Raw genomic sequence first — 26,398 nt, 5'->3', positions numbered from 1 at the left:
TTTTTTTTTTATTTTCCCGTACTTTTCGCATACAAAAAACGCATAAAGCGCGGACTTTCAAGCGCCTAAAAGCCAGTACCATTGAGTCATGGGAGATGTCACCTATCCCTTATCAATGGTGGTACTCGGCTGGGCTGTAGTGATTCATCTTATGGATGGAGAAGCAAGCGTATGAGCGCGGTGGTCTGGTGTGAGGTGGGGTTAAATGCCCTTAAGCTACTATGTAGCGTTGAGTGTCCTCACTTGGATTTTGAGCGCTGCCTAGCAGCAGGCTACTGGCCATAAGGTCAAAGCCACGGACCAAGATAGTGGCATTACCATGGTGAGGTGATCGTTATGCGCTTAGAAGACATGATACCTGCCGACACCAAAGAACAGCTAAAGAAGATCCGCCGGCGCAGGCGAAAGAAGAATAATAGATATGTTGATCCTGAGGAGCTGGCAGCAAGGCAGTTCCGTGAAACCGAGCGGTTAATGGGAAAGTACCGTGATACCTATGAAAGACGAGGAGGGGCGATTAAGAAGAGATGAGCTTACTAAAGAGGTTGTTAGAGTTTTTCCGGACTAAAGAACAGAGGGATGAAACAGAGCCTTGGAACGAGTTCACTCTTCCTCAGTTGCTCCATAAGATTAAGCCCAAGGGTAATCGTGCAGCCAGGCGTCGAGAGTGGCGAGGGAGCTGGAGGGATTACCAAAGGTAAAGTGAAGGTAAAGAAAAACCACCGGGTGAGGGTGGCTTTTATTACCGTTTAATTTGAGTAATGATGTCTTTCGGTACCAGATTTTGAAGATCGTTTGGATGTGTTCTTTCGAGTACCCTAGCAATTGCGTAGTACTTAGTAAACATTTGCTCCAATTCATTTTGATCAAAACTATACCTTTGAGTGTACAGTTGAGTTAATTCAATCGCAACATCAAACGCATTTCTTTGTATAGGTGTTGGATTCACTTGAATTTGCTCTGCCATTTTTCTCACCTCCTTAAGAATGTCATTCTATATCGGTTGGTCAATTTCCTACAAGTTGTCATTATTTGTCGGACGAAATTTGTAGGTAATTGGCAATTTATGAAGAAATAGTTGGCATTATGAGGAGGTGCAGATATGTTTACTACAGAAATGTTGGTTACATCGATAATTGAGGGCGTCGGCCCATTAATAAACATTTTTTTCTTACCAATAATTCTATGGGTAGTTTTTCCGGGCATCCTGTTTTCCATGATTGTGAGAATTAAGGGTAGTTATCAGATAGGGGCTTTCTTAGGACTTGTGGCTTTGTTAACAATTGGTCCCTGGTCGATTCTTCATTAAATCCTGACATTTCTGTGACCAAAAAAGGGAGAGCATTCCTGCTAACGAATTAAGTAGAGCAGGGAGGTGATCCAGGGTGGAGGATCAAAAGTTAGAAGCCTTATTGGGGATCATGCAGGCAAAGTTAGCTTTTCTGGATAAGGCGTTGAGAGAGCAAGACAGAACGATTGTAGCTTTGCTGCAGCTTCTGAATGAAAAGGAAATTATCACAAAACGAGAATTGTTTCAGCGGGTTGATCGAGTTGAGGAAGAGATCCTTGAAATGAATTACGGACCAAAAGGAAGCACCCAATGAGGTGCTTTTTTGAGTGAGGTAGAAAAAAGTATTTTAAAGGTACCATAATCATTGTATACTTCTCGGTGGACAAACACAAAAGGAGAGAAAATCAATGGATCAGGTACAAGAAAGCGATAAAAAAAGAAGGACTTTTCCCGAAAAGAAGGACTTTATTTATTGGATTATTGGATTGGTCATTGCATTTATCTTAAGTATTACATGGCGTGGTGGTGATAATACGATATTAGTAAACCAAATATCGTTAGCCAGTGGCTTTGCATCAATCATATTGGCCGTGGTTGCAATAATCTATGCCTTTTATCAGTCTAAGACTTCATCAGAGAAAGATGTCTTGGTCCAATCTGTATTAATAAAAATCAGGGATAAAGTTGACGAGCTTGAGGTTATAAGTCATCAGCTTACTTCCCTCCAGGAATCATGGCAATCTAGTTCCTCAAATATGCTAGGAGTAATGCAGGAAATGAACGCATCGATTGGTTCGTTATCTTCTGAGGTTAGAGCAATATATGAAAATGAAGCCGATATTGGTGATAAAACAAAATTAGAAACTGTCTTAGATAAGCTGGAAAGAATGCAGAATGACTTAAATAAAACTGTTATAAAAGGACCGGTAACTTGGGGAGATTTAGAAGGTGGTAATCTTAAGTTGAATACTGGGATCATTACAACGGCACCGAGTATTATAGATAAGTTAAAAAACACAGGGAAAATTATTCCTTAAAGCACCCAATGAGGTGCTTTTTTGATTACTTCTGAAATAGAAAAAAGGAATTGGATCCCTTCTGCCGAATTTAAATTTGCGGGAGGGGTTACGGTGGAGTTAGAAAGGCGAATCATTAATTGGTTAATTATTGCAATGTTTGTAATGGTAAATGTCCTCGTTATCCCAGTATTTTTGTATAGGATATTTCCAAAAGAATTAACTTCAATATTTGGGGAAGTAGATTACCTTGCTTTTTTGGGTGCGATTATCGGAGGCGCATTAACACTTGTAGGAGTAAAAATCACACTAAAAAACCAAGGTAGGAGTGAATTCCTAAGATCTTTTCCAGAACGAGTAAAATCAGCGGATGACATTGCACTTCGTTTGGCGGGTGTTCTCAATATCCTTTGCGATGCAGTTTATCAACCAAAATACTATGATATTGCACCCACGTTATCAGATGTACTCAAGGATTCAGATGAACTAATGATAAAGGCAGCAACAGTAAATGTGGAATGCTACACAGTGATAAGAAATTTCTTAACAATTTCAGAGAACTGGTTAAATATTTTGTATGAAGAAAAGACTACTAACGAAATGGGAGAACTAAGGGTAGATCATGAGGCTCACAGGAGTAAGTACCCGCAATATCTTGATGCGCTTTACAAAATTAACGATGAATACCTAGTCGAATTAAAGAAACTGACAAGTGAGTATAAACGATTGACAAGGATTTAAAAGGCGCTAATAAGGCGCTTTTTTTGTTTGAAAGAAGGTTAATTAATGCCAGCTAAACCAAAGAAGCCCTGCGCTTCCCCCGGTTGTCCAGCTCTAACCACCGAACGCTATTGCGAGCGACATCAAGCCAAGCAGCTGAAGGATCGAAGGGATCGTCACCGATACTATGATGATTATCTGAGAGATCAGAAAGCAAGGTCTTTCTATCAAAGCATTGAGTGGCAGCGTACAAGGTTAAAGGCATTGATGCGCGATCATCATCTATGCCAACACTGTCTAAGGGACAAGAGGATCAAGCCGGCAGACATGGTGCATCACGTCAATGAGGTTCGAAAGCACTGGGAGCAGCGGTTAGTTCTAAGTAATCTGATTAGTCTATGCAATGCATGTCATAACAGGGTACATGGAGGTTATAGAGGCGAGTCGAGGGGGTAGGGCGGGTTCAAATATTTCTTGTTGACTCATCCGAAACCGCCCCGACAGTCCCACGCGCACAAAACTGGATTTTTTTGAAAAAGTACGTTAGGAGGGAGGTACGTGGTTGATGAGAAATTGAAAAGACCCCCGAAAAGCTTATACGACAGAGAAGCGAAGAAATACTACCTTTTCCTGATAGAGGAATACGGAGATAAGATCAAGCCGAGGCACCAGGAGTGGATCGTCAACTTATGCAATCTACGAAGTCAAAAGATGGAGCTCGAAAAAGAGTTTAAGGAAAATGGGTACACTGTGGTCAATGTAAATTCTCGCGGCGGGAAGACCTTTCAATCTAATCCTGCCTATCGGTCATACCTGAGTGCAATTGCCGAGATGAACAAGATTCAATCAAAGCTAGAAAAGGTCGGTACCATGGATGATGACGAGGATGATGACGAGGATGATCTGCTTGATTAATCATCATCCAACAACGCAGTATGCTCATGATGTGGTATCAGGGAAAATTACTGCTGGCAAGTATGTCATACTAGCCTGTAAACGTCATTTGAATGATTTGGAAAGGCAAGGGTGTAAAGATTTCCCTTACGTTTTCGAAGAAGCCAAGGCGGACAAGGTGTTTAAGTTCGCCGAAACTCATTGTCGTCACATCGAAGATGGACTAACTGTGAAGCAAGGCGACCCGGTGACATTAGATCCATTTTTAAAATTTATTGTAGGAAGCATATTCGGATGGGTTCACCAAGATACAGGTATGCGGAGGTTCAGGAAGGCATACGAGCAGGTAGCGCGAAAAAATTCGAAGTCCACTACATTAGGCGTTGTAGGTTTGTATATGTTCGCTGCAGATGGAGAAGGTGGACCTCAAGTTTATACAGCTGCTACCCAACGTGACCAAGCTAAAATTGTTTACGGAGCGTCTGAAAAAATGGTTGAGCTGGACAAGCCGCTTCGGAAGCGAATTAAGATCCAAAAGAGCAGAAGTGTAATGCTTCATCGGAAAAACGGTGGTCGTATGATGCCGTTATCCCGTGATGCGAAAAAGATGGATGGATTTAACCCTCACTGTGGAATCATCGACGAATATCATGAACATCGGACCAGTGAAATGTACGATGTATTGATTTCCGGTATGGGAATGCGAAGGCAACCGCTCATATTCGTTATCACTACAGCCGGATTTAATTTATCAAGCCCGTGCTATGCTGAGTACAAGTATTGCAAAAAGGTTTTGGAGGGCATTTATCAAAACGATGAATATTTCATTTACATCGCCGAGATGGATAAGGACGATGATATCAACGATGAGGGTAACTGGATAAAATGTAATCCCCTCCTAGCTCAAACGAAAGATGGTCTAAAATATCTTCGTGGGGAATTAAAAATAGCGCAGGATCAGCCAGACAAACGACGAGGAGTTTATACTAAAAACTTTAACAAATGGCTTGATCAAAAAGAAGATGGCTTTATGGATATGGATAAGTGGGAGGCTTGCGGGACTGATGATTTCCCGGATGTTCGTGGACATGTATGTATCTCTGGAATTGATTTGTCCAAGAAGATCGACCTTACCAGTGTGGGTTTTGAAATTCCACTCATGGACGGTCGCTTTGCTGTGTTGTCCCATTCTTTTATTCCGGAGGAGACTCTTGCTAAGAAAATGCAGACAGATAACGTCCCCTATGACCTATGGGTGCAGCAAGGATGGATTACGGTTACTCCCGGTGCAGTGGTAGACTATCGCTACGTACTTAAATATGTCGTTGATAAGTTTGAGGAATATAAGTGGAAGGGTAAAGAGGTTTGCTATGATGAATGGTCAGCTGGTTTAATTGTCCAAGATTTTTCAGACGAAGGTTTTGAGACCGTCGAAATCAAACAACGAATCACTACCTTGTCTGAACCTACAAAAAATTTCCGTGAACTGGTTTATCAGAAGAAGATCATTCACAATAATAATCCTGTATTAACTTGGGCAGTTTCAAATGCTGTTGAAATTTCGGACCCTAATGAGAATATAAAATTGGCTAAGAATAAATCAACTGAACGGATTGATCCTATTGTATCCCTAATCAATGCGCATGTTCGGGCAGTCTTCGCGGAACCAAAGGTTGATGTATCCGAATTTGCAGAAGAGGATGTCCTTAACAAACTCTGGGGGTGATCCCATGAAAAAATATTTCAATGTCATCCGAAACTATGCGGATGATTTTTTTATTATCTCGGGACTGGTGGCAATAAACATCGCTACATTCCGATTAAATTTTACAGCAGGCCTATATTGCCTTGGGGCTTCTTTAATATCTATTGGCATTACTTTAGCTCGTCAACCGCCAAACCAACATCCGCCATGAAGGAGGTGAAAAACTAGATGTTTTTTAGGCGTGCAATAGAAAAGCGAAGTGTTGAATACTCTCTCAACGATCCCGGTTTGTTGGAGTTTTTAGGAATTACTCCAGGTGAAGTAAATGTGGTCGGGAGGAATGCGCTCAAGGAGGCGACAGTATTTGGGTGTGTTAAGATCCTTGCTGAATCCATTTCAAAATTGCCTTTGAAGATCTATCAAGAAGACGATAACGGAATTCGGAAAGCAACTAGGCACTCTTTGAATACCCTGCTAAGGCTTCGACCTAATCCATATATGTCAGTATCTGACGTATTAAAATGTGTTGAGACGCAGCGGAATACCTACGGAAATGCCTACGCAAATATCGAGACGGATGAAAGAACCGGTCGTGTGGTTGGTTTATGGCCGATCGATGCTAAAAACGTCACGATTTGGGTTGACGATATTGGGTTATTTAACAGTAAGAGTCGGATTTGGTATGAGGTAAACGTTGGTGGAGAATTGCGCAAATTACTCCCAGACGAGATCCTACATTTTAAATCAGGAGTTACTCTTGATGGAATCGTTGGAATAGCACCGCTTGACTACCTAAGGTCCACAGTTGAAAATGCAGCTTCAGCTGGTAGGTTCATTAATAATTTCTACAAACAAGGTCTTCAAACCAAGGGTATTGTGCAATACGTGGGTGATTTAAATGAAGAAGCGAAAAAGAAGTTCCGAGAAAAGTTTGAGGAAATGTCTTCTGGCTTGAAAAATAGCCATCGGATTTCATTAATGCCCATAGGATACCAATTCCAACCACTTAGTTTATCCATGTCAGATGCCCAATTCTTAGAGAATACTGAATTGACCATTCGACAAATCGCCACGGCATTCGGGATAAAGATGCACCAAATCAATGAATTGAGCCGGGCAACTTATAACAATGCAGCTGAACAGCAGCGTCAATTCTATGTTGAGACGTTGCAACCTATCTTGACCATGTATGAGCAGGAATTGACATGGAAATTGTTCCTGGAAAGTGAACTGGAAGCAGGGTATTACTGCTGGTTTAATGTTGATTCCATTCTGCGGTCCGATATTAAAACACGTTATGAAGCATATCGGATCGGTATTCAAGGTGGATTCCTCAAGCCGAACGAGGCCAGGGCAAAAGAAGAAATGCCGCCGGATCCGGAAGGTGATCGTCTCCTGGTGAACGGTAATATGATGCCTATTGGAATGGCGGGGACCCAGTACTTAAAGAAAGGTGGTGAAAACAATGGAAAAGAAGACGAAGGAAACGAAGGAGATTAGGGCTCTTCCTTTGGCTCTGGAGATTCGTGCTGCCGGTGAAGATGGAAAGCGAACGATATCAGGAGCGATCAAGTACAGTACAGAGAGTTCCGAAATGCGAGATTGGTGGGGAGACACGTTTGTGGAGGAAATTGCACCTGGCGCCTTTGATGATAGTTTGAAAGTTCGCGGGGTTGTTGGATTATGGTCCCACGATACTTCCCAAGTGTTAGGGAATACGAAAAGCAATACCCTCCGATTGGATAATTCAGATAAGGAGCTTCGATTCGAATTAGATATTCCGGATACTTCCGTTGGCAACGATGCCTGGGAACTAATAAAACGAGGGGATGTAGACGGTGTTTCCTTCGGAATGCGTGTCACTAAGGATAAATGGTCTTCAGAAAAGCGCGGCGAAAAACGAATTTATAAGCGGTCGATCTTGAATGCTGAGCTTTTCGAAATTTCACCGGTTGCTTTCCCGGCCTACCCAGCGAATGAAGTCTCTGTACGATCATTTGACGAGTATCGTGAGGGACAAAAACGAGCAGCTGACGAGTATCGTAAACGAATATTGTCACTTGAACTAGAGCTCATGTAATTGGCTCTTTTTTTATTATCTAAAATTGGAAGGATTGAAATTAAATGACTAAAGAACTCCGTGCACTACTTAATCAGTTAGATACAATGAAACAAGATGTTAGATCGCTTCTTGGTGATAACAAAGTTGAAGAAGCTGAGACAAGAATGAATGATGTCCGAACTCTACAAAAGAAAATTGAAGTGCAGCGGGCTCTTGAAGAAGGAGAGCGTGGCGAGCATCGTGGAGGCATTCCAGCTGGTGGGGAACCACGTGGCCCAGAAACTCGCGAGGATGCCGAGTTGGAAAAGGAGTATCGCAGTATTTTTATGAATGCTCTCCGCAGAAGACCAGTTTCAGAAGAGCAACGTAGTATTATTAGAGAATATGAACAACGGGCAGTTATGAATGAAGGAGGTACTAACCCGGCAATTCCAGACGGGAATTCTGCTTTGATTGTCCCTCAAGACATCCAAACCCGCATTAATACCATCATGAGAACTCTGAATGACCTGTCACAATATGTTCAGGTAGAGCCAGTTAGCACATTGAGCGGTTCTCGCGTTTTAGAAAAAGACGAGACAATGACGCCTTTTGCAATTGTAGATGAATATGGTTTGATTCCCGAGACTGATAATCCCAAATTCGTAAATGTTCCTTATTCTGTAAAGAAGCGTTCTGGAATTCTTCCTCTAACCAATGAACTCTTGGCCGATAGTGACCAAAACGTCATCGATTATGTGACCAAGTGGATTGCTCGTAAGGCAGTAGTAACAAAAAATAGCCAGATTACCACTTTACTTAGGACGATGACACCCACAGTATTAGCCGATCTTACTGCAATCAAGAAAGTAATCAACGTTACTTTGGACCCGGCCATTTCAGCAACAGCCGTTATTTTGACTAACCAAGATGGATATCATTGGCTCGATTCACAAAAAGATAGTGATGGTCGTTTTTTGCTCCAAGATGACATCACACAACCAGGGCGCAAACTTCTTTTTGGTAAACCATTGGCCGTGGCTTCGAATCGCTATGTTGCTAATATTACTGGTACACCTAACAAGGCTCCAATTTGGATTGGGAACCTCGCGCAATTAATTGTGCTGTTTGAACGTCGTTTCTATGAATTGGCATCTACTAAAGAGGGTGGCGATGCATTCAAACGAGATACAACGGACCTTCGTACGATTATGCGAAATGATATAAAGTTTTGGGATTCCGGTGCCGCGGTATACGGTCAAATCAACTTAAGTTAACGACGGGGAGACTCCCCGTCCCCTAAAAGGGGGCTTTTATGATACTTACATTAGGTGAAGTTAAAACCTGGCTAAGAGTGGACGGCCTTGATGAAGATGGAGTTATCTATCTTCTAATTGCAGCTGCTGAGAAGTACTTAACTAATGCTACTGGCCATGTTTTTACTGAAAAAAACGAGCTTGCGAAATTATTTTGCCTGGTCCTTGTATCCGACTGGTATGAAAATCGAGAGATGATCGGGAAGGTAAGTGAGAAGATAAGGACTACTGTAGAGAGCATCCTTGTTCAACTCTCTCACTGCTATGAATCAACTTAGGAGGTGTATTAGATATGACAAAGCAGAATGGTGTTGAAAATCAAAAAGAATTTGAAAGGTTTGTTTTGATCTCGCCAGGAGGACACAAATATGAAGTCAGCGTAACGGATTCAGGGAATTTGATGGTTAAATACAAGAAAGACGATTTAGACTCTGACGAGTAGTTCAGATGGCTTGGTAATAGTATGAAAAAGAGGGAGCCAAAAATCAGAGATCTAAGGGAACGTGTTGCTATCCAGAAAGTAACACGTGTACCTGATGGACAAGGCGGATTTGAAGAGATCTGGGAGGATATTGCAACGGTTTGGGCCCATATTGAGGCAGTTTTTAATGTGACACAAACAAAAGAGGCAAACATTGGTGAACAGAAGAAGCCTGTACAAACCCATCGAGTCCGAATAAGGTATTTCAATGGTTTGTCTCCGGATAAAGGTATGACACCGGATAAAAGATTACTGTGGATACAACATTATGCAGGACCAACCCTTAGTAGTGATAGTGTTCTAGATGAAGATTATGTATTACAAGGGACCCCATTCGCTAGGATCTTGGAGCCACGATCGGTGATCGATGAAGATGGCCGAAGACGGTATATGCTTTTATTTTGTGATGAGGAATTGTAGGTGACCATATGCCTAGACCAATTAGGAATAGAGGGTTCTTCTCTACTGAGGTAAGGGGACTTGAAGCTGCGCTTGCAGAGTTTGAACGGTATAGTTCAGATGTCCAAACTAACGTCAAAGATGTCGTGGCTGATTCAGCCAGTAAAATCAGCACTAATGCGAAGTCAAAGGTTGCCGTAGATCAAGGAGAAACCAAAAATAGTATTAAACCTATTGTGTTCAACGAGGGGTATTCTGCTACGATTGGTCCCCGTCTTCCAAAAGGATGGAAGGCACACTGGATTGAGTTTGGTACTAATCCACGTTATACCAAGAAAAAGGGTAAGATGTGGAATGGTATTCGCTATACGAAAGGTAAGATAGCTTACACAGGTGAAATGCCAGCTATGCCCTTTCTATCTCCTGCATTTGAAGAAGAGAAGCCAGGCTATATCAGCGATTTGCGAAAGGCAATGCGTGATCCATTATGACAGCACTTGACGATGTTCAAAAGGCTCTATACGAAAAATTGACGGGTGATGTGACGTTAATGGGAATGATTTCGGGGGTTTTTGATTATGTTCCTGATGGACAGCCTTTTCCATACGTTACTATAAATGATTTCATAGAAACCCCGTTCAATTCCTTTGGAAAAGACGGAAAAAATGTATTAATAACCGTGCAGATTTGGTCAAATAATAAGGGCTTCAAAGAAGCGTTTAGGATCCTATCTAGACTGAATGGCTTACTAGATGACGGAACCATTACATTGACCAATCACAAGCTGATATCACTTCAGTACGAAAGTGCATTTCCGGGAATTGATGAATTTGATGGGATTAGACAGGTACCGGTAAGGTATCGATGTCTTGTCCAGGAGGTTTAGGATGAATAAAGAAGCACTTATCAATCAGCTTTATTCTATGCGTGCGCAGATCGATGCCGCGCTTTTTTTATTGCATGAAGAACCCAGTGAAAGCAAATGCAGTCACCAGAACCGACTAAACCTGACCACTATGGGCGGTCCGGAACACTGGGAATGTAAATCTTGCGGATTTGAATATAAGGAGAGTGTTGATTAATGCCAATGAAGGGAAAGAGCCTACGAGTGAAGGTAGGTACAGCGACAGGTGGTCCTTTCAATGATGTCCAGGATTTGAATGATGCGTCTATGAGCATCGACGGTGATAACCAAGATATTTCAACTTTCAATTCAGATTATGTAAAAAGGCTGCAAGGATTGAAAGATGCTAACTATTCCCTTTCAGGATTTTATAAGCCGGATGATACGAATGGGCAGGCTATAATTCGAGCTGCACTAATAAATGACACGCCCTTATTCGTTCAATTTCTACCTGATGGAACCACTGGTTTTAAGCAGGAGGTCAAGGTTGCTAGTTTCGAGGTATCAGGAGCGGCTGATGGGGTAATTGAGGTCTCAATCGATCTTGAAGGCTCTGATGCCATTTCGCTGGTTTAGGGGTGAATTAGGATGGCCACTTCTGGTCGAAAAGCATTAATCAAAATGTCCGGTGCGGCGGTATCCGCAACTGGGCTAGCTACGACGAAACAAGCGGACAATAGGACGTATTTTATTACGGATACTACTAAGCGAGTACTGGATCCTAATGCTGCTGTTACAGTAAAGGTTGCAGGCGTCGTTACAGCAGAAGCCTACGTGGTAGATAGACTGACAGGAAAGATTGTTTTCAATGTGGCTAATGCCGGCCGCGGGGCCGTAACGGTAGATGTTGCCTATTTGCCTTTGACCACTGTAGGCGAAGCCAAGGAGTACAGTTGGATCATTGAAGCAGATAATCAGGAAACTACAGGCTTTCAAGATGCATGGGTTAAGCGAAAGCAGGCACTAAAAGATACATCGGCTTCACTAGGAAGATGGTATGTTGACCCAGTGTTTAGAAACAAATTAGAAGCCGGTGAACCAGTCGTTCTAGAATTTTATGTTGATGCAGCACTGGCACCAGATTTAAAAATGTGGGCAGTTTGTTCGAGTGATGAAATTTCTGGTTCAGCGGATGGACTAATAGAAGAATCAATTGATTTCGAGGGGACAACCGATAAAGACGGAAGGGCGGTATCAGTATAATGAGTAAATTAAGAGAGAAGATTTTGAACGCGAAGGATATTAAGGAGGAAAATGTACCTGTTTCTGAATGGGAAGTAGAAGTGCAGGTACGGGGGTTGACCGGCTCTGCTCGAGCAAAGATTCTCTCGGCTTGTGTTGATACCCAGACCGGAGCAATGGATTTTGAGAAACTATATCCAGAATTGTTAATTGCATCGGTGTACGATCCTGAAACTGGCGAAAAGGTATTTGCTGATGCTGATCGTGATGCCCTTAATGGGAAGAGTGGTGGCGCCTTAGAAAAAGTAGCACAGGTCGCCATGAAGCTATCCGGATTTAACCAAGCTGCTGTTAAAGAAGCAACAAAAAACTAGAAAGTCATCCTGAGCGTAGGTTTTACTTCGAGCTTGCTGAGAAGCTTGGGATGACTGTTGCAGAGATGTTAGAGCGCATTTCCTCGGCTGAATTGACCGAATGGAAGGCGCTCTTTTATATTCGTCACAAGGAACAAGAACAAGCTAACAAGGAACTAGAAAGAAAATCAAAATCTAAATCCAAAAAGGGAAGGAGGTAAGGTAAACCATGGCAACAGTTGGGCAGCTTATCGTCATGATAGGAGCCAATGTGAAAAAGTTTGTATCCGGGATGCAAGAAGCTGCCAATACAGCCAAAGATACGGCTGATAACATCTCGGGGGAAATGAATAGCTTAGCCCAGAATACTCAGCAAGCTACAACAAAGACCGGTCGTTATTTGACTGCAGCTGTACAACAGGCTAGGCAGATGCGTGAAGCCATAAAGCAGGCGGAGAAGGCAGTAAGGCAAGATTTTGCTGCCCTTTCAGAAAGTGCATCACAGTTTGCTGGGAAAAATCGTGAGTTTATGGGAAGCCTGGAACAACTAGGTTTAAAGCAGAAGAAGATAACGGATCAGTTGATAGCTTCTAACGAAGCCATGAAAACGAGTTTCTTCCAGTCCACAGCGGCGATTATGGCTCGAACGAATTCAGCAGTAAAAACGATGGAGCATATCGAACGAGTGGGGAACCCCATACGGGTTCTGGATCCCATGTTCTTGGGCGTTGCGAACCGACTTGAGACGATGGCGAAGAATGGACAAGCGGCAGTTGTAGCGCTAAGGGAACTTGGCCCTACGGCAAATATGAAAGAATTAAGTGACCTTGTAAGGTTAATTAATCAGCGCTTGATGGGGATTCAAATGCTTCAGTTGGGGGCAGGAATTATTACTGCAGTTGAGTTGTACTTGATCGTTAAGCTCGCTAATGCAGTCGATCAAACCCTTGTTCCTGCATTTGAGAGATTTAAAGCAGTATGGCTGGAAGCCTTGAGACCATTCGGTGAAATGATGGCAAATGTGATTAAGTCCATACTTGGAGTTATGACAGCAGTTGGGGAATTCTTCGTCGCGCTAAATCAAATTAATCCTGTGATAACCCAAATGATCTTTGGGTTTTTTGCTCTTATCGCTCCTCTCACCTTGATACTAGCTCCTTTAGCAATCGGTATTTCTGCCGTAAATGCCTATGCCGCTGCCTTCGGTGGGCTTTGGATGATGATTGGTCCAGTAGTGACAGCCTTTCTAGCTGTTATTGGTACCGTAATTGTGGTATCCGCTGCGATCGTGGCTGCCATAGCAATATGGAATCAAATGTGGCAAGCGAGCGAGAACCTTCGAAATGTGGTCTCATGGGCATGGGATAATATCAAAACGGCTGTCCTTAGCGCCTTGGCTCCGTTAGCTCCAGCTTGGGAAAACTTAAAGGTTGCTTTCCTCAATATGATTGCTACCTTTGTAGGAGCAGAACCCAATGCATCAAGCATTTGGAAAGCAATGGGGGATTCAGTAGCAAAATTCGTGACCTGGTTTTCAGCCAATGCGGTACCTGCTATAAAAGCGGCCCTGGATGTTTTGGTTAAGGTTATTACTACAGCGATGAACTTAGCAACTAAGGTACTGAATGCAGTAGCTAAAGCTTGGAATTCTGATTTCCTTTTTATTCGAACTATCGTAACCGACACGTGGAATAACATCAAAGAGATATTCCAATCTGGGACCGCGATTATTAAAAATATTTTTGAAGGTTTCTCCAACCTGTTTAAAGGGAACTGGAAAGGGCTATGGGAGAACGTTAAAACTATCTTTTCAGAAGCGATCGACCTGATCTGGGCGTGGATCCAGGTATGGGGTGTTGGTAAGATTTTAAAATTCATCGGTACGATTGCGGGTAAATATAAATCTGCTTTTGGCGAGTTGTGGTCAGGGGTAAAGAATGTGTTTGATGATTATCTCGGTCGTCTCCATTCAACCGTATCTAGCAAATTTGATGGTATTGTCAGTTTTATTCAAGGACTTAGGAATACTTTCTACAACGCTGGACGCGGGCTGATCATGCAGATGAAGGACGGTATTGAAAATGCATTTAGTTCCGTGTTAAGCACCGTGAAGTCGCTGGCCGGTAAAGTCCGTGACTACCTTCCGTTCTCCCCTGCTAAAGTAGGTCCATTAAGCGACTTGGATAAATTAGATTTTGCTGGTCCGATTCGTGATTCCATACTCAAAGGGATCCCCCGGGTAGAAGCTTCTATGAATCATCTATTCGCAGCTCCTACTGTACAACCTGTTTACTCTGTTGGTGAATCTTACTCGAATACTGGGTCTGGTTCTAATTCGGATGTTTCCCAGATTATTAATTTTGAGCGGATTTTTGAAGGGGCAAATATTTCAGTTAGAAGCGACAACGATGTAAAAGCGATTGCAAGGGAATTGTATCAGTTGTTTCAAAGCAAGAGTCGGGGAACGGGGGTTAGGCGATGACCTTCAAGTTGGGCGGTAAAACAGCAGCTGAATTACATCTACTCTTGTTAAAGGACAGCCAGCTTCCTATGACTGGACAGATGGAGAGCCAATTGGTTCGTTTGCCCGGGAGATATGGAGCCTATGACTTTGGATCGTTGACTAGAGAAAAAGTCTTTGAGTTAACCTGCGCCATCGATGCCCGCTCTTCTTATGATCTACAAAAGAAGGCGAGGGAGCTTGCTGCCCATTTGCTTGATGGTAAAGGTAGACCCAAAACGCTAGATCTCGTCTTTGATATGGAGCCAGATAAGGTCTACCGTGTCAGGTTATCAAACCAAGTTCCTCTGAAGCGAATACTCTCTTTTGGATCCTTTACCCTGAATCTTACGGCGGTAGATCCGTTTGCTTCACTTCTGGACTATGCGGACGAAGTCGGAGGGCTGGACAGTGATGTTATTCTAGATAGTGACTATCGACCGGAGGATTCCTATACATTCTCCTTTACAGGCCCTCAAACAGTAGAGGTAAATAATTTTGGTTCATTGGATATTGGACCCGTTACAGAGATCGTTGGCTCTTTTTCGACGCTAGTCATAACGGCCAATGGACAGACTTTCCGTTATAACGAGGCTCATTCCAATGGAACCTTGTTAATTGATCATGAAAGATATACAGCAATAAAAGGTGAAACCAACAAACTCGCGGTGACGTCTGGGAGTTTTTTATTGTTGCAGCCAGGCGTCAATCAAGTCTCTGTAAGTGGGAATGATTTGAACTGCGAGATCCGCTTTAAATTTAAGCCAAAGTTTATATAAGGAGGGTAACATGGCGATCATTAAACCTTTAAATGGTTCTGATAAATTGCGGGACATGTACCCGAAGGTGAACGAGAATTTTAGTTCCTTGAATAGCGAGTTAGGGGATCTTACCCAAACGGTTGATAACAATAAAGTCGATCAAGATAACCGAGCAAGCCAAATCGAGACGGACAGTGTTAATCGTGATAACCGAATTGAGCAAGAAAGTAAAGATCGTGACAATCGTATTGAGCAGGAGAGTAAGGATCGTGATGAAGCGAATCGAAGTGAAGTCCATTCCCGAATTACTCAAGTGGAGCAGGACTCTATCACTCGTCATAATGAACACACGAATTCAACTACTGCACATAAGGCTGAAAATATCAGCTATGCCGGTTCGATTCCAAATAAGCAAAATCTTAAGGATGCAGTAGAGGAAGCCTATATCCGGACGAGTCACATTGTATCTACTCAAGTCTCGGGTAAGGACAATGAGGTTATCGACCTACGTAGAGGCGCCGATGGAGTTAACCGAACGGCAGCTGGAGACTTGATCAGAGAGATCCATACTCAACAGATTGATTCTGCTAAACAAACAGCTACTCTAAAACAAGGCCTACAGGTTCTAAATGTGGCTCAAGCGGGCCCGTTTAATGTCCTTAACTTCAAAGGACGAACTCTAATGAATTTGGGTGCAAAGATGGATTTGGAGAGTGCGAAAAACTATTTGTTCTATTCTCTGAATGGAAAATGCGGAATTAAAGTGGGTGCAGAAGCCAATTACACCTATGGATTCAAAACGATCACCGGACAAACATCCGCGGTTTATAGCTTGCGTGATGATTTCAAGGGGAAAGTCAATGGAAGTGTAGTTGAAGTTCCACACAAAGTTAGTGCATTGAAACCATCTACTCTAGCAACACCAATATCACAAGCTGATAATATGGGGCCCACTTCTGTTTCCGGCATTAGTACGTTGGATGGAACCACAGTATTATTTACGACAAGTGTGAATGGGGAAATTTCACAACATTTATTCTCTTTCGACCTCATCGCCATAGTCGAACGCAAATTCGGCATTGGATTTTTCGCCGGGTGTTCAACGGTGGCGCAAAAGGTTCAACGGTTGAAGGATAGGTTGACGAAAATCACGGCCAATTGGCACGGGTTTGGTAGTGGGCCGAATGGGAATAGAGCAACTATTAATAGATGGCGATTTAGTGCGAATGAATGGCAACAAGTGACGAGTGGAAGTCACCAAAACGCAACAGTAACCAAATTAACAAGTTTACTATCCTCTAGCATAAGTGATTGGATTGGCAATGATGGTTTTGTGCATATCATCGCGTTTGCCGATGCATCAAACGGCACCGTTGCTTCCACAATCAACACCGATTATATCGACATTGAGTTGGAATACGCCGCCGCCAACATGCCGTTCCTAACATCCACGCGCCTATATGAAATCACCGCGCCGGAAAAGACGAAGATGGATGGCATGACCGCGGCACAACGGGATGCGTACATTGCGGAAACTTATCCGTTTGTGCAGGATGTGAAGCATGTATGGGCACCGGTTGTGGAGAAGCGCGGGAAGAATTTGTTGCCGCCGTTTACGAGTGGGGAATGGACATTGCACGCGAATGCAAAAGCGTTAGAGCCTTACAGACTTCAATTGGATGCAACGGCAGGGTATCAAAATTCCTTTATAGCTATTCCTGTTATAGATGGTCAGACATACCGGATTAGTGCGACGCATAACGGTGAATTGTATGTACACAAAGGTGTTGGCGTTGGCGGTGCGGTTGTTGGTGCGATTAGTGGCGGCCTAACATTCACAGTCGATTCAAGTTATTCAGGATTTGTTACTCTGAGAGCTACCAACCCAAATACAGGAACATTTACATTCACCAACCCACAACTAGAACTAGGTACCGTCGCCACACCGTTTGAACCACAAAACAACGATTACCTATACTTCCCCAATGTCCAGTTGGCGGCATCACTCGAAGGTTCCGTTGCTGATCAATTGATTGGCCGTGATGGTGGGTTTGTGAAGGTGAAGCGATGGGAAACGGATGTTTTGTTGGATGTGGCGTTGGCGTTCAGTTCAGGTAATGATTTTGAAGGTTATAAATTTGTTAGGATTCCGCTGAGTTCTTTCAATGGAATAAGATCAAACTCATTGTTTTCAAACGGGCATTCTTTAGTGAAATACAATGGAACAACATTGAAAGAACAAACAGTAAACAATGGGCGTGATTCGTTCAACACCGCTAACGATGGCGCGAACAATTTAAACATTACCGTTAGTGATGTAGAAACTGGATTTGGAGAAACTTACATCCCAACCGCTGACGAGTGGAAAGCCTATTTCAACGGATGGCAAGCCAAAACCGTCGACGCTAACGGTAAACCAACCTCATGGCGAAACATCGTGGATGGAGTGGATGCACCAACCGCGCACCGGGCTACACACCGTACAAACTAACTTATCAGTTGGCAGTCGCCAGGGAAGAACAGCTTATAGCGGAAGGTGCTATTTCCTTACATCAAGGTGGGAACCAAATTGAAGTGAGTGCCGGGGTTGTGGTGAGGGAAAAGATGACCCCGGTATTGAGTGGAGGGCTATACCACATTAATAATTCCACTTTGCCAACTTCATTGCTAAAGAATCGGAAACGAGCATTAATAGGCATCTACCATAACTCAGTTAACGAAACCCGCAAGTGGACAAGAGTGGTAGATAGTAATGCCTTTGGCACCGCTAGGTTCACGATTCCACAGGCTAATCTAGATCTAGCAAAAGATGAGGTAACAGTCAGTTATCTTGTTTTAGATCGTCATTTATTTACCTCCAACCCAACTGAATTTATTGCTCAGTACAACAATAATCTGCGATCAGTCGTAAGTGATCTCTCTCAGCAGCAATCTGACCTGGCAACGCGGGTATCTATTAACAACAATGAGATCATCAAGATTCTGGCCAGATTAAAGGCAGGAGGTATAGCGTAGATGGAAGTTAATGTACTTATTCAGCGCTTCATCGATGAAGGCGTCATTACCCAGGCTGAGTTTGATGCTATGGTTGAGCAATACAAAAAAGAATCACCCATAATACTAAGCGTGGATAACTTGCAGATCCGGACAGAAGGGTTACAAGAGATCGACGCTTTTACTTTGGGTAAAACCATGCTCCTCGAGCAGCGGGCCGAGGGGATGCAAGACATCGATGATTTTGCTCTTACTTTGATCATGCAGCTGCAGTCGAAAATAGAGGAGCTAGAAACTAGAATCATAGAATTGGAGGCAAAGTGAGATGTCAGAGAACTATCCATTTGATGATCCTCGGTGGACGGTACAGGATCAGAAATATTGGTGCAAGATGTGGGGGTATGGGTTCCGATCAGTAAAGGAGCCCTTTCTTTTTATCATTCAGCAAGGACGATGCAGTACGTTTGAAGAGGAGTATAAGACCTTCCTCGAGGGACCAGCACCAGTTGAAGAAGAGACAATTGAAGTGACAATTGAAGAGCCTGTTGAAGAGCTTGAAGAGCCAGCTGGGGAGTAGTTCCCCAGTCTTTTTTTAGTTAAGGGGGATATCCATGAAGTACCCTGTGATTTATGACAAGATGGCAACAAATTATGATGGCTATGGTGTAGCGATTCTAGAGAATGCTTTTGATATAAGGATTTTCGAGAAATTGAATGGTGAACACACCCTTGAGTTTTCCCTTCCTAGAATCGATGAGAAATGGTTCGCGGTTAAAGAGGATAATTTCGTCAAGGTGGAAGGCCAGCTCTATATTATCCGAAAGATTGGCGAGTCAAGAGACGAAACAGACCAGTTGATTGGGAACGTCTTTTGTGAACACATCTTTTTTGAACTCATCGATGAATACATTGAGAATCTTGAAACCTTCGGGACACCTCAACACATCTTATCTACTTTGTTACAAGGGACGCGGTTTACAGCTGATGCCGTTAGGCTCACCAGCTCCCATCAATTTACCTTAAGAAAAGGATCCCCGGTTAAGGGCATCAACCATTTGAATGTACTGGCTGATTGTGAGGTAAAGCTTGATAATTTCACGGTTGGTCTGTATGAACAGATCGGTAACAATAACGGGATCCAATTTAGATACCGAAAGAACCTAAAAAGTATTCGGAAGTCTACCGATGCCAGCGGGGTAATTACGAGGCTTTATGTTTACGGAAAAGATGACTTATCGATCCCGCCGATCGACAGTCCTAACATCGGCTTATATCCTCGTCCTAAAAAGGGAGAAGTCACCTTTAGTGAAATTGAGACTACTGAAACCTTGCAAAGAAAGGGAGAGGAATATCTCAAAAAAGTAGAGACGCCAAAGGTTACGTATGAGATTGATATTGTTGAGTTGAAAGCTTTAGCTGAGTTTGGATCTACGGAATCTTTCGCGTTAGGGGACACAGTGAAAGTCATCGATGAAGAGCTAGGCATTAATGTAATGGCTCGTATCGTTGAATATGAACATTATCCCTTCGAACCGGAAAAGTCCCGAGTTGTCCTCGCTAATTTTATCCCCGGCATAGAGGATTATCTTTCTGAGCTGGAAGACACGAAGAGGGTTGTAGATCAGATCCAATATAGAGGGAGAGTCAACACTTACTGGTTAGATGGGGTAATTGATGCCCTGAAAAATCAGCTTGTTGCCTCAGGAGCTTATCCTAATGCTCAGGTATTAGCTGATAAGGGATTCCTACTGGAGAACACAGATCCGACCAGTCCGGACTACGGAGCTCTCTATCTTGGCCCTGGAATTTTTGCTATCGCAAATTCAAAGACCAATGGATTATGGAATTGGCGGACGTTCGGGACAGGGCAAGGTTTTACGGCGGATCTTATAAATGCTGGACGTATAAACGCAGCCTTAATCCATATCGGATCAGGAACCACCTTCGATGAAGGTTATGAACCTGGTATGACACCGGAACAACAACAAGCCTTACAAGAAGCACATGCGGCTGCTGAACAGGCAGCTATTGATGCGCTCAATGCACAAGCGGCGGCGGATGCGGCGGCCCAACAAGCAAACACTAAAGCGGCTGAAGCTCAAGCCGCCGCCCAAGCCTACGCAGATGCCCAGGCCCAAGCCGCTCGTATAGCAGCTGAAGCTCATGCAGACGGTTTGATAACTGCAGAAGAGCAAGCACGTATCGATCAAGCTAATGCGATGTTGCAGGAAGCTAAACAGCACGCGGATGTTAAGGCTGGGGAAGCAACAACAGCAGCCAACAATGCGGCAACAGCGGCTTCAAATGCACAAAGTGCCGCTACTAACGCCCAGTCAACAGCGGAGGCAGCTCAAGCAATTGCCAACAACAGTGTGCAAAAAGGCGTGTCTTATAACGCCACATACATTGACGCAAATGGTGTGCGAGTGATAGACGCCGGTGGTACGGAACGTGTGGTAATGGGGCAATATGCAACCGGAAAGTATGGAATAAAAGTAAGAGGCGGCGAAATGTACGCCACCAGTTTTAGGAGTGGAGATGAGGGATCAAGTGATTATACAGCCATAGGGTCTGGTGACTCTCCTTTTATCGTAGTTAAAGGAGGCCGCACTTTATTAGATATATGGACGTTTGGGGATAGCGGATCCTTTAATATTCACCGGAATGTAAGTGGCACAGCAGATCAAAGATTGCAAATCGCAGCGTGGGCCGACGCGTTAGGGGATGCAGCTAGAATTATAGGGAGAAAGTCTAACGGTTCTAGTCATCCATTGTTATTACAGGCCAGTTCTTTAGATTTTCATGCACCTTACATGTACATGAGTAATTATGGAGGTAATACCGACGTAACGGTTTACGGCAGATTTTATGTGACAGGAAACAAAAACGCCTTGCATTTAACAGAGAGTTTCGGCTATGTCGGTCTGAGTGCTAACGAGAGCCCGGAATTTAGATTCAATGACGAGGGCCACGCGCAGATAGTAAACGGAGAATGTAAGGTTATGCTAGATCCTATATTCTTGGAATGTATCGAGCCTCATACACCGGAGACGCCGTGGAGAGTTTCAGCCACTCCTTATGCGCCTATTCTAGTCTATGTAGAAGAAATAGGGCCGGACTATGTACTATTCAAAGAGAAAGACGGAAAGAACGGCGGTTTCGATTGGCGCATATCTGGAATGAGAAGAGGTTTTGCTAAACGATACGATAACCCTAGTGATGACGTTTTAAAATCTAATTGGGAAGATACCATTACGGAGGGGATTTAGTGCAGCAGAATAAATCTATGAAGTTCTCAAAAGGGAACATAGACGCACAAACCAATAAGGCGCCGGGTGGGCAGCAGCCAGTAGAAAGCACGTTAACAATAACCGAGGAAAAAGTAATTAACCTAGGGTCCGTGGAAGATGCTAAACAGCTTAGAGAAAGTTTATCTAGAGAGTTATTAGAAATAGTAACCCAAGTAAAGAATCTAAAGAAACGAGCGGAAGAGATTAAAGAGATTTTGGGTTATCTTCCCAAGACCGGCGGACAAGCAGGACAAAAAAGATAACTATAATTTTTAGATCTATGACATTATAGGGCATTTTTGTGTTGAAAGGAGGATGAAGCGTGACGAAGGTAGATGGATTAACCATAGTAACAGGAACGGTAACCGGCTTTATATCGTGGATGATAGGAGGGTTTGGCTTGCCGTTTACACTTCTATGTGGGTTTATGGTGGCGGATTACATAACCGGCCTCATGGTGGGATGGAAAACCAAAGACTTAAGTAGCCGGACTGGGTTTACTGGCATTTTGAAAAAGCTCTATATCGTCATTTTACTAGCTGCCATTAAAGGATTGGACATGGCTGTACTCCATACAAACGGAGTGATTTATGATGGTGCAGCTGCTGCTTTTATTGTAAATGAATTTATTTCGATTACAGAGAATGGCGGAAAGTTAGGCGTATGGATACCAGCTCCCGTTAAGAAAGTGATCCGTGTATTGAAAGAGAAGGACGAGAAAGAGGAGGGTGGAAAAAGTGCCTAAAATCATACAAAGAATAATCCCTAATGGATCAGCAAATAAACCTAATAGGCCAATGGCTCCGGAGTATATCACAATCCATAACACGGATAATCCCCTAGCGAACGCCGAGGCTCATTCGAGATATTTGTTAAACGGATCTGGCGGAAGTCAAAAATCCTGGACATTTACGGTAGATGACACCGATGAAATTTATCAACACTTATCGGTATTCGAGCAAGGATGGCACGCCGGAGACGGAGGCGGAACAGGTAACACAAAATCTATTGGTATAGAAGTTTGCAATTTTAAAGGGATAAACCAAGCGAAAGCAGAAGCTAACCTAGTTTGGCTCGTCGTTATGCTCATGAAGCAGCATTGCATCCCATTAACTAATGTAGTACCTCATAAACATTGGAGCGGGAAACAATGTCCGAGTACCTTATTACCAAGGTGGGATAAAATCATGAGTGATATTAAACAAGCCTTGCAGCAGGGACCGTTTACCGATGTCCAAGCTAATCATTGGGCGGCTGCAGCCATTCAGAAGGCAAAAGATGCCGGGCTTATGTCTGGATACCCTGACGGTACATTTAAGCCAAATCATTTTGTTACACGAGCTGAATTGGCTACAATTCTTGCTAATTTGAAATAAAAGATATCCCCACAGCTCACACTGGCGGTGGGGATTTTAATTATTATTTCTTGGATGCTCTGAACCCAGCTTTCTTAGCTTGGTCTGTCGTTTTGAAGCAGTACTCAGCCTTTGTTTTGTTGTAGAACTGACCACCCGGAACATGATATATCTTTTCCCCACTACTGCTGATATTCCCCTTAACACCACCATTACAATAACTGTAAGGATGAGCATTAATCTTCCCGTGATCCGCACTTGCAATCCCCATAAAAGACATGACTATCAAAAAAGCAATCGAATGTGATACAAAAGTCTTTTTCATCAGATCAACATCCCCTTTCTTTAGCACTATTATTTCAACCTTCAAGTAGTAAACTCCTTCCATAAAGAATCATATGTAGGGAATTATTCCTAAAAACTAGCAGGAATTAGGAAATTGTTTGTGGAATATTGTGAAGATGATTTATACATACAATATTTGGAGGGGACTACTATGTCAGAAGAGAAAGTAAAAGTGAAAAAGCCATTCTATAAAAAGTGGTGGGTATGGGTGATTGCAATCATCGTAATTGCCAACCTTGGGGGAGGGGATGAAGAAACTAATCAAACTGCCCAACCAGCTGCTCAACAAACTGAAGCGACTAATCAAGCCCAGCCAGCTCCAGCTCCAGTACCTGCACCGGTTAAAGAAGAAGCTAAACCAGAGGAAAAGCCTGTTGAACTTTCTAATGAAGGTGTTGCCTCAGATGTAAAGATATCTGTTCTAGGATTTGAGTCAGTCGAGAAAATAGGTAACAACCAATTCTCTACAGTAGAGGCACAAGGAATATTTAAGATCGTAAAGGTTAATGTGACCAATAATCAAAAGGATGCAATTACGGTTGATTCGAACAGTTATAAATTAGTTGATGACCAAGGTCGAGAGTTCTCACCTTCATCAGAAGCTTCTCTTGCATTTGAATCATCAACTGGAAATGCCAAGAGAAAAACATTTTTACTCCAACAACTTAATCCTGGACTCTCAATAGAAGGGAACCTTGCTTATGATGTACCGAAAGATGCAAAAGGTTTTGTGTTAAAGGCACGAGGCGGAATGACCGGGAAAGAAATAACCCTTAAGGTTGAGTAATGAGGTTCGTATTCAAACCAGAACTCCCACCGGTTCCACAAGATAAGTGGTACAATGCAGCAGTTAAGCTAAAAGAGATAGTTGGAGAGCAGGAATTCACTGTGCATTCCATAATTAGTATTTTCAAGATCGATGGGAACCAAGCGATGACCTTCCTCAGCTATCTCATGGAGCAAAAGATGATAGAGCAAGTGTATGAATAAAAAAAAGCCCTCTACTCGGTAGAAGGCTTTTTTTTTTATGGCACCAAATGACCAAACAGTTCCTCAACAGATTTATCCAAGACTCTCCCTAACCTGATGGCTACTTCGATAGTTGGTTTGCTCTTCCCACTTATAATCATCGACAGCGTCCCAGGAGCTACCTCTGCCTTTTCCGCTACCCACCCCTTTCTTAATCCCTTTTCCTTAATTACTTTTGCGATTGGAGTTAATTCCATATTCATCACCTATAGAATTCTATTCGTGAAGGGGCAGAAAATTCCTTCATGAGTTTCTAGAGAAAATTTTAGAAGGACAAGCAAGATACGCGTTTTTCCCTCATATCTTTTTAGTGGTTACCCAAGTACCAAGTTACGTGGTTACATGGTACCTAAGCTAAGACTCGGGGAGGAGGCATTTTTATGATGGAGAAGAGAGGGGAGAGGGTAAGGGCCGAACGATCTGATAAGCGAATCAGAGTTAATTCGTCTTACTCTCAATCCATTCATGAAAAATTAGATCGGCTGGCTACTGCCTGTGGCATTCCTAAAACTGCATTGCAGACTTACCTGGTGGAATTATGCCTACAGAATGAAAACATTATTAACTATGTCCAGGACCAGCATAAGACACAATCCAGGTTTAGAATCATCCCATCCAAAGTGGATGGAGATCTTCAATTCATCTTCGCTGAGAAGAAGCAGTCCTACAGGAAGTAATAGATCAAACCACCAATAGCTCCAATAGCTCCTCCTACTAAATATGGTAGCATTTGAATCCCTCCAATCCACTCTAGTTGATATTACTTTTTCCTGGCTAGAAAAAAATATGCATAGGACATGAAGAAAACTTCATAAGGTACTTTAACAAATCTTTTGAGGTGGTGGAGTATCATGAAAACCTACATGGCTGGCGATCTAAGGATTGAGACAACAGCAGAGGTAATTGCAGTCCGTGTGGGCGGTCATCCCATCACCTTGAAGGAGAAGAATAGAAAGAATGGATTATTTCAAAGTGCAAAGCATTTAGCCAAGAAGGCATGGCAGAACAGTTATTTCAAAAGACAAACCAAAGCACACCTTACGGTAAAGGCGGCCGAGATGGGATCCAGATTTTTTGGAGCCCACCAACTATATCTATTGGCTGAGCAATACCTATCTCCACATATCCCCACTATCATTACCTTGATAAAGACGCTAGATGTTCGAGCAGTTTTTTGTGTAGATGCAGGGTTTGCCATCGGACTGCTGACCTCATTCATAATCGTCCACTTGAAGCGAAGATACATTAACTCCATGAGAGGAAGTGCGAAGCATGAATAAACAAGAGAAGATTGGGATCGTGAAGGCGGGTACAGCTGCTTATGTGGTATGTAGCACCATTGGATGGTTGAAAGAGGGAGGTATTCAATTTATCAATAGAGCAGATGACTGGACGGTGAGGATCCACAAGACAATGGGATTGGTAGATGTCTTTAGGTTAGAGGGTCACCTGCAGCACATAGATGTGTTTGGGGGAGATGCACTTTTATTTTGGTTTGGAATGAGCACTACTGTGGTGGCCGCTGCCGTCATGAAATTTATTTATTACATACAAAAAGAGGAGGCGAAGGGAGCAAAACCAGAGAAGACGTCGAAGGGGTATAAGGTTAAACTTAATAAAAAGAGCCTAGCCGAATAAGACTAGACTCATTGACCACATGCTGACCACAATGACCACATTTTGACCACGCATTGATGTGAACAACCGTGAAATAAGGTTAACAATGTTACAGATATATAATAGAAGAAACTTGTTTTTACGCGTCTTTATAAATGGACGTTCACGATGTTGCAAAAGGTAATATTATGGGCGGCATGATGTA

39 protein-coding genes are annotated in these 26,398 nt (G+C 43.0%); 36 read left to right on the top strand and 3 right to left on the bottom strand.

Going from position 1 to position 26,398, the window contains the following annotated elements; genetic code table 11:
- Positions 1–336: 336 nt before the first annotated feature.
- The gene (locus EIZ58_RS32055) at positions 337–531 is read left to right on the top strand and encodes a hypothetical protein (protein ID WP_134705108.1); all 195 of its coding nucleotides are present in this window, start codon (positions 337–339) and stop codon (positions 529–531) included.
- Between the two features lie 211 nt (positions 532–742).
- On the opposite strand, the gene EIZ58_RS32050 is transcribed toward EIZ58_RS32055, so the two are convergent.
- Positions 743–967 carry a hypothetical protein gene (locus tag EIZ58_RS32050; RefSeq protein ID WP_134705107.1) on the bottom strand — a complete coding sequence of 75 codons (225 nt, stop codon included), beginning with the start codon at positions 965–967 and terminating at the stop codon, positions 743–745.
- 418 nt (positions 968–1,385) lie between these two features.
- Between EIZ58_RS32050 and EIZ58_RS32045 the strand changes: the two genes are divergently transcribed.
- From EIZ58_RS32045 to EIZ58_RS31910, 30 genes are all read left to right on the top strand, one after another.
- Complete coding sequence (locus tag EIZ58_RS32045; RefSeq protein ID WP_134705106.1) at positions 1,386–1,604, top strand: hypothetical protein; 219 nt, start codon at positions 1,386–1,388, stop codon at positions 1,602–1,604.
- Positions 1,605–1,698: 94 nt separating this feature from the next.
- Positions 1,699–2,328: a hypothetical protein gene (locus EIZ58_RS32040; RefSeq protein WP_134705105.1), complete on the top strand. Its 630-nt coding sequence runs from the start codon at positions 1,699–1,701 to the stop codon at positions 2,326–2,328.
- 21 nt (positions 2,329–2,349) lie between these two features.
- A complete protein-coding gene (locus tag EIZ58_RS32035; protein ID WP_134705104.1) occupies positions 2,350–3,048 on the top strand; it encodes a hypothetical protein in 699 nt (232 codons plus the stop codon).
- 45 nt (positions 3,049–3,093) lie between these two features.
- Complete coding sequence (locus tag EIZ58_RS32030) at positions 3,094–3,483, top strand: HNH endonuclease (RefSeq protein ID WP_134705103.1); 390 nt, start codon at positions 3,094–3,096, stop codon at positions 3,481–3,483.
- A 102-nt stretch (positions 3,484–3,585) separates the two neighbouring features.
- Positions 3,586–3,942 carry a P27 family phage terminase small subunit gene (locus tag EIZ58_RS32025; protein WP_134705102.1) on the top strand — a complete coding sequence of 119 codons (357 nt, stop codon included), beginning with the start codon at positions 3,586–3,588 and terminating at the stop codon, positions 3,940–3,942.
- Entirely contained in the window at positions 3,914–5,647 is a 1,734-nt protein-coding gene (locus EIZ58_RS32020) for a terminase large subunit (RefSeq protein WP_240689493.1), read from the top strand. Before EIZ58_RS32025 ends, EIZ58_RS32020 begins: the two co-directional genes overlap by 29 nt.
- Positions 5,648–5,651: 4 nt before the next feature.
- Positions 5,652–5,837 (top strand): DUF1056 family protein, encoded by a 186-nt coding sequence (locus tag EIZ58_RS32015; protein WP_134705101.1) that lies wholly within the window; start codon positions 5,652–5,654, stop codon positions 5,835–5,837.
- Between the two features lie 17 nt (positions 5,838–5,854).
- Positions 5,855–7,126 carry a phage portal protein gene (locus tag EIZ58_RS32010; RefSeq protein ID WP_134705100.1) on the top strand — a complete coding sequence of 424 codons (1,272 nt, stop codon included), beginning with the start codon at positions 5,855–5,857 and terminating at the stop codon, positions 7,124–7,126.
- A complete protein-coding gene (locus tag EIZ58_RS32005) occupies positions 7,092–7,706 on the top strand; it encodes an HK97 family phage prohead protease (protein WP_134705099.1) in 615 nt (204 codons plus the stop codon). Before EIZ58_RS32010 ends, EIZ58_RS32005 begins: the two co-directional genes overlap by 35 nt.
- Positions 7,707–7,750: 44 nt before the next feature.
- Complete coding sequence (locus tag EIZ58_RS32000; RefSeq protein ID WP_134705098.1) at positions 7,751–8,944, top strand: phage major capsid protein; 1,194 nt, start codon at positions 7,751–7,753, stop codon at positions 8,942–8,944.
- Positions 8,945–8,982: 38 nt separating this feature from the next.
- The gene (locus EIZ58_RS31995; RefSeq protein WP_134705097.1) at positions 8,983–9,261 is read left to right on the top strand and encodes a head-tail connector protein; all 279 of its coding nucleotides are present in this window, start codon (positions 8,983–8,985) and stop codon (positions 9,259–9,261) included.
- Between the two features lie 14 nt (positions 9,262–9,275).
- Positions 9,276–9,425, top strand: coding sequence for a hypothetical protein (locus tag EIZ58_RS34065; protein ID WP_167578101.1), 150 nt, complete (start codon positions 9,276–9,278; stop codon positions 9,423–9,425).
- Between the two features lie 21 nt (positions 9,426–9,446).
- Positions 9,447–9,884 (top strand): head-tail adaptor protein, encoded by a 438-nt coding sequence (locus EIZ58_RS31990; RefSeq protein WP_134705096.1) that lies wholly within the window; start codon positions 9,447–9,449, stop codon positions 9,882–9,884.
- 8 nt (positions 9,885–9,892) lie between these two features.
- Positions 9,893–10,354 (top strand): HK97-gp10 family putative phage morphogenesis protein, encoded by a 462-nt coding sequence (locus tag EIZ58_RS31985; protein ID WP_134705095.1) that lies wholly within the window; start codon positions 9,893–9,895, stop codon positions 10,352–10,354.
- A complete protein-coding gene (locus EIZ58_RS31980) occupies positions 10,351–10,749 on the top strand; it encodes a DUF3168 domain-containing protein (protein WP_134705094.1) in 399 nt (132 codons plus the stop codon). The genes EIZ58_RS31985 and EIZ58_RS31980 overlap by 4 nt, the downstream gene beginning before the upstream one ends.
- A 1-nt stretch (position 10,750) precedes the next feature.
- Positions 10,751–10,945: a hypothetical protein gene (locus tag EIZ58_RS31975; protein WP_134705093.1), complete on the top strand. Its 195-nt coding sequence runs from the start codon at positions 10,751–10,753 to the stop codon at positions 10,943–10,945.
- Positions 10,945–11,343, top strand: coding sequence for a phage tail tube protein (locus tag EIZ58_RS31970; RefSeq protein WP_134705092.1), 399 nt, complete (start codon positions 10,945–10,947; stop codon positions 11,341–11,343). The genes EIZ58_RS31975 and EIZ58_RS31970 overlap by 1 nt, the downstream gene beginning before the upstream one ends.
- 12 nt (positions 11,344–11,355) lie before the next feature.
- Positions 11,356–11,970, top strand: a complete 615-nt coding sequence (locus EIZ58_RS31965) for a hypothetical protein (protein WP_134705091.1) — start codon at positions 11,356–11,358, stop codon at positions 11,968–11,970.
- A complete protein-coding gene (locus EIZ58_RS31960; protein WP_134705090.1) occupies positions 11,970–12,323 on the top strand; it encodes a hypothetical protein in 354 nt (117 codons plus the stop codon). The genes EIZ58_RS31965 and EIZ58_RS31960 overlap by 1 nt, the downstream gene beginning before the upstream one ends.
- A 50-nt stretch (positions 12,324–12,373) precedes the next feature.
- Positions 12,374–12,523 carry a hypothetical protein gene (locus tag EIZ58_RS34060; RefSeq protein WP_167578100.1) on the top strand — a complete coding sequence of 50 codons (150 nt, stop codon included), beginning with the start codon at positions 12,374–12,376 and terminating at the stop codon, positions 12,521–12,523.
- A gap of 8 nt (positions 12,524–12,531) precedes the next feature.
- A complete protein-coding gene (locus EIZ58_RS31955; RefSeq protein ID WP_134705089.1) occupies positions 12,532–14,784 on the top strand; it encodes a phage tail protein in 2,253 nt (750 codons plus the stop codon).
- Entirely contained in the window at positions 14,781–15,581 is an 801-nt protein-coding gene (locus tag EIZ58_RS31950; RefSeq protein WP_134705088.1) for a distal tail protein Dit, read from the top strand. Before EIZ58_RS31955 ends, EIZ58_RS31950 begins: the two co-directional genes overlap by 4 nt.
- A gap of 10 nt (positions 15,582–15,591) precedes the next feature.
- Positions 15,592–18,054 (top strand): hypothetical protein, encoded by a 2,463-nt coding sequence (locus EIZ58_RS31945; protein ID WP_134705087.1) that lies wholly within the window; start codon positions 15,592–15,594, stop codon positions 18,052–18,054.
- Entirely contained in the window at positions 17,988–18,578 is a 591-nt protein-coding gene (locus tag EIZ58_RS31940) for a hypothetical protein (RefSeq protein ID WP_134705086.1), read from the top strand. The genes EIZ58_RS31945 and EIZ58_RS31940 overlap by 67 nt, the downstream gene beginning before the upstream one ends.
- Positions 18,579–18,881, top strand: a complete 303-nt coding sequence (locus EIZ58_RS31935) for a hypothetical protein (protein WP_134705085.1) — start codon at positions 18,579–18,581, stop codon at positions 18,879–18,881.
- A gap of 1 nt (position 18,882) precedes the next feature.
- A complete protein-coding gene (locus EIZ58_RS31930) occupies positions 18,883–19,134 on the top strand; it encodes a hypothetical protein (protein WP_134705084.1) in 252 nt (83 codons plus the stop codon).
- A 34-nt stretch (positions 19,135–19,168) separates the two neighbouring features.
- Positions 19,169–21,826, top strand: coding sequence for a phage tail spike protein (locus EIZ58_RS31925; RefSeq protein WP_134705083.1), 2,658 nt, complete (start codon positions 19,169–19,171; stop codon positions 21,824–21,826).
- Complete coding sequence (locus EIZ58_RS31920; protein WP_134705082.1) at positions 21,826–22,110, top strand: hypothetical protein; 285 nt, start codon at positions 21,826–21,828, stop codon at positions 22,108–22,110. The genes EIZ58_RS31925 and EIZ58_RS31920 overlap by 1 nt, the downstream gene beginning before the upstream one ends.
- Before the next feature lie 59 nt (positions 22,111–22,169).
- A complete protein-coding gene (locus tag EIZ58_RS31915) occupies positions 22,170–22,592 on the top strand; it encodes a phage holin family protein (protein ID WP_240689492.1) in 423 nt (140 codons plus the stop codon).
- Positions 22,585–23,223, top strand: a complete 639-nt coding sequence (locus EIZ58_RS31910) for an N-acetylmuramoyl-L-alanine amidase (protein ID WP_240689491.1) — start codon at positions 22,585–22,587, stop codon at positions 23,221–23,223. The genes EIZ58_RS31915 and EIZ58_RS31910 overlap by 8 nt, the downstream gene beginning before the upstream one ends.
- A 43-nt stretch (positions 23,224–23,266) precedes the next feature.
- On the opposite strand, the gene EIZ58_RS35290 is transcribed toward EIZ58_RS31910, so the two are convergent.
- Positions 23,267–23,572, bottom strand: coding sequence for a sunset domain-containing protein (locus EIZ58_RS35290; protein WP_134705081.1), 306 nt, complete (start codon positions 23,570–23,572; stop codon positions 23,267–23,269).
- Between the two features lie 126 nt (positions 23,573–23,698).
- Between EIZ58_RS35290 and EIZ58_RS31900 the strand changes: the two genes are divergently transcribed.
- Positions 23,699–24,334, top strand: a complete 636-nt coding sequence (locus EIZ58_RS31900) for a DUF4352 domain-containing protein (protein WP_240689490.1) — start codon at positions 23,699–23,701, stop codon at positions 24,332–24,334.
- Positions 24,334–24,537 (top strand): hypothetical protein, encoded by a 204-nt coding sequence (locus EIZ58_RS31895; protein ID WP_134705080.1) that lies wholly within the window; start codon positions 24,334–24,336, stop codon positions 24,535–24,537. Before EIZ58_RS31900 ends, EIZ58_RS31895 begins: the two co-directional genes overlap by 1 nt.
- Before the next feature lie 35 nt (positions 24,538–24,572).
- Here EIZ58_RS31895 and EIZ58_RS31890 read toward each other — a convergent pair whose 3' ends face one another.
- Positions 24,573–24,779 carry a helix-turn-helix transcriptional regulator gene (locus tag EIZ58_RS31890; protein ID WP_240689489.1) on the bottom strand — a complete coding sequence of 69 codons (207 nt, stop codon included), beginning with the start codon at positions 24,777–24,779 and terminating at the stop codon, positions 24,573–24,575.
- Positions 24,780–24,956: 177 nt separating this feature from the next.
- Here EIZ58_RS31890 and EIZ58_RS31885 point away from each other — a divergent pair, with 177 nt between their 5' ends.
- The 3 genes from EIZ58_RS31885 (at position 24,957) to EIZ58_RS31875 (ending at position 26,214) form a co-directional block, all read left to right on the top strand.
- The gene (locus EIZ58_RS31885) at positions 24,957–25,253 is read left to right on the top strand and encodes a hypothetical protein (protein WP_134705078.1); all 297 of its coding nucleotides are present in this window, start codon (positions 24,957–24,959) and stop codon (positions 25,251–25,253) included.
- 174 nt (positions 25,254–25,427) lie between these two features.
- On the top strand, positions 25,428–25,856 hold the full coding sequence (locus tag EIZ58_RS31880; RefSeq protein ID WP_134705077.1) for a hypothetical protein: 429 nt from the start codon (positions 25,428–25,430) through the stop codon (positions 25,854–25,856).
- On the top strand, positions 25,849–26,214 hold the full coding sequence (locus tag EIZ58_RS31875; RefSeq protein ID WP_134705076.1) for a hypothetical protein: 366 nt from the start codon (positions 25,849–25,851) through the stop codon (positions 26,212–26,214). The genes EIZ58_RS31880 and EIZ58_RS31875 overlap by 8 nt, the downstream gene beginning before the upstream one ends.
- Positions 26,215–26,398: the final 184 nt, after the last annotated feature.

It is taken from the genome of Ammoniphilus sp. YIM 78166 (assembly GCF_004522215.1).
Taxonomy (GTDB): Bacteria; Bacillota; Bacilli; order Aneurinibacillales; family RAOX-1; genus YIM-78166.
Note: the sequence above shows the minus strand (reverse complement) of the source record. Positions and strands in the feature narration are given on the sequence as shown.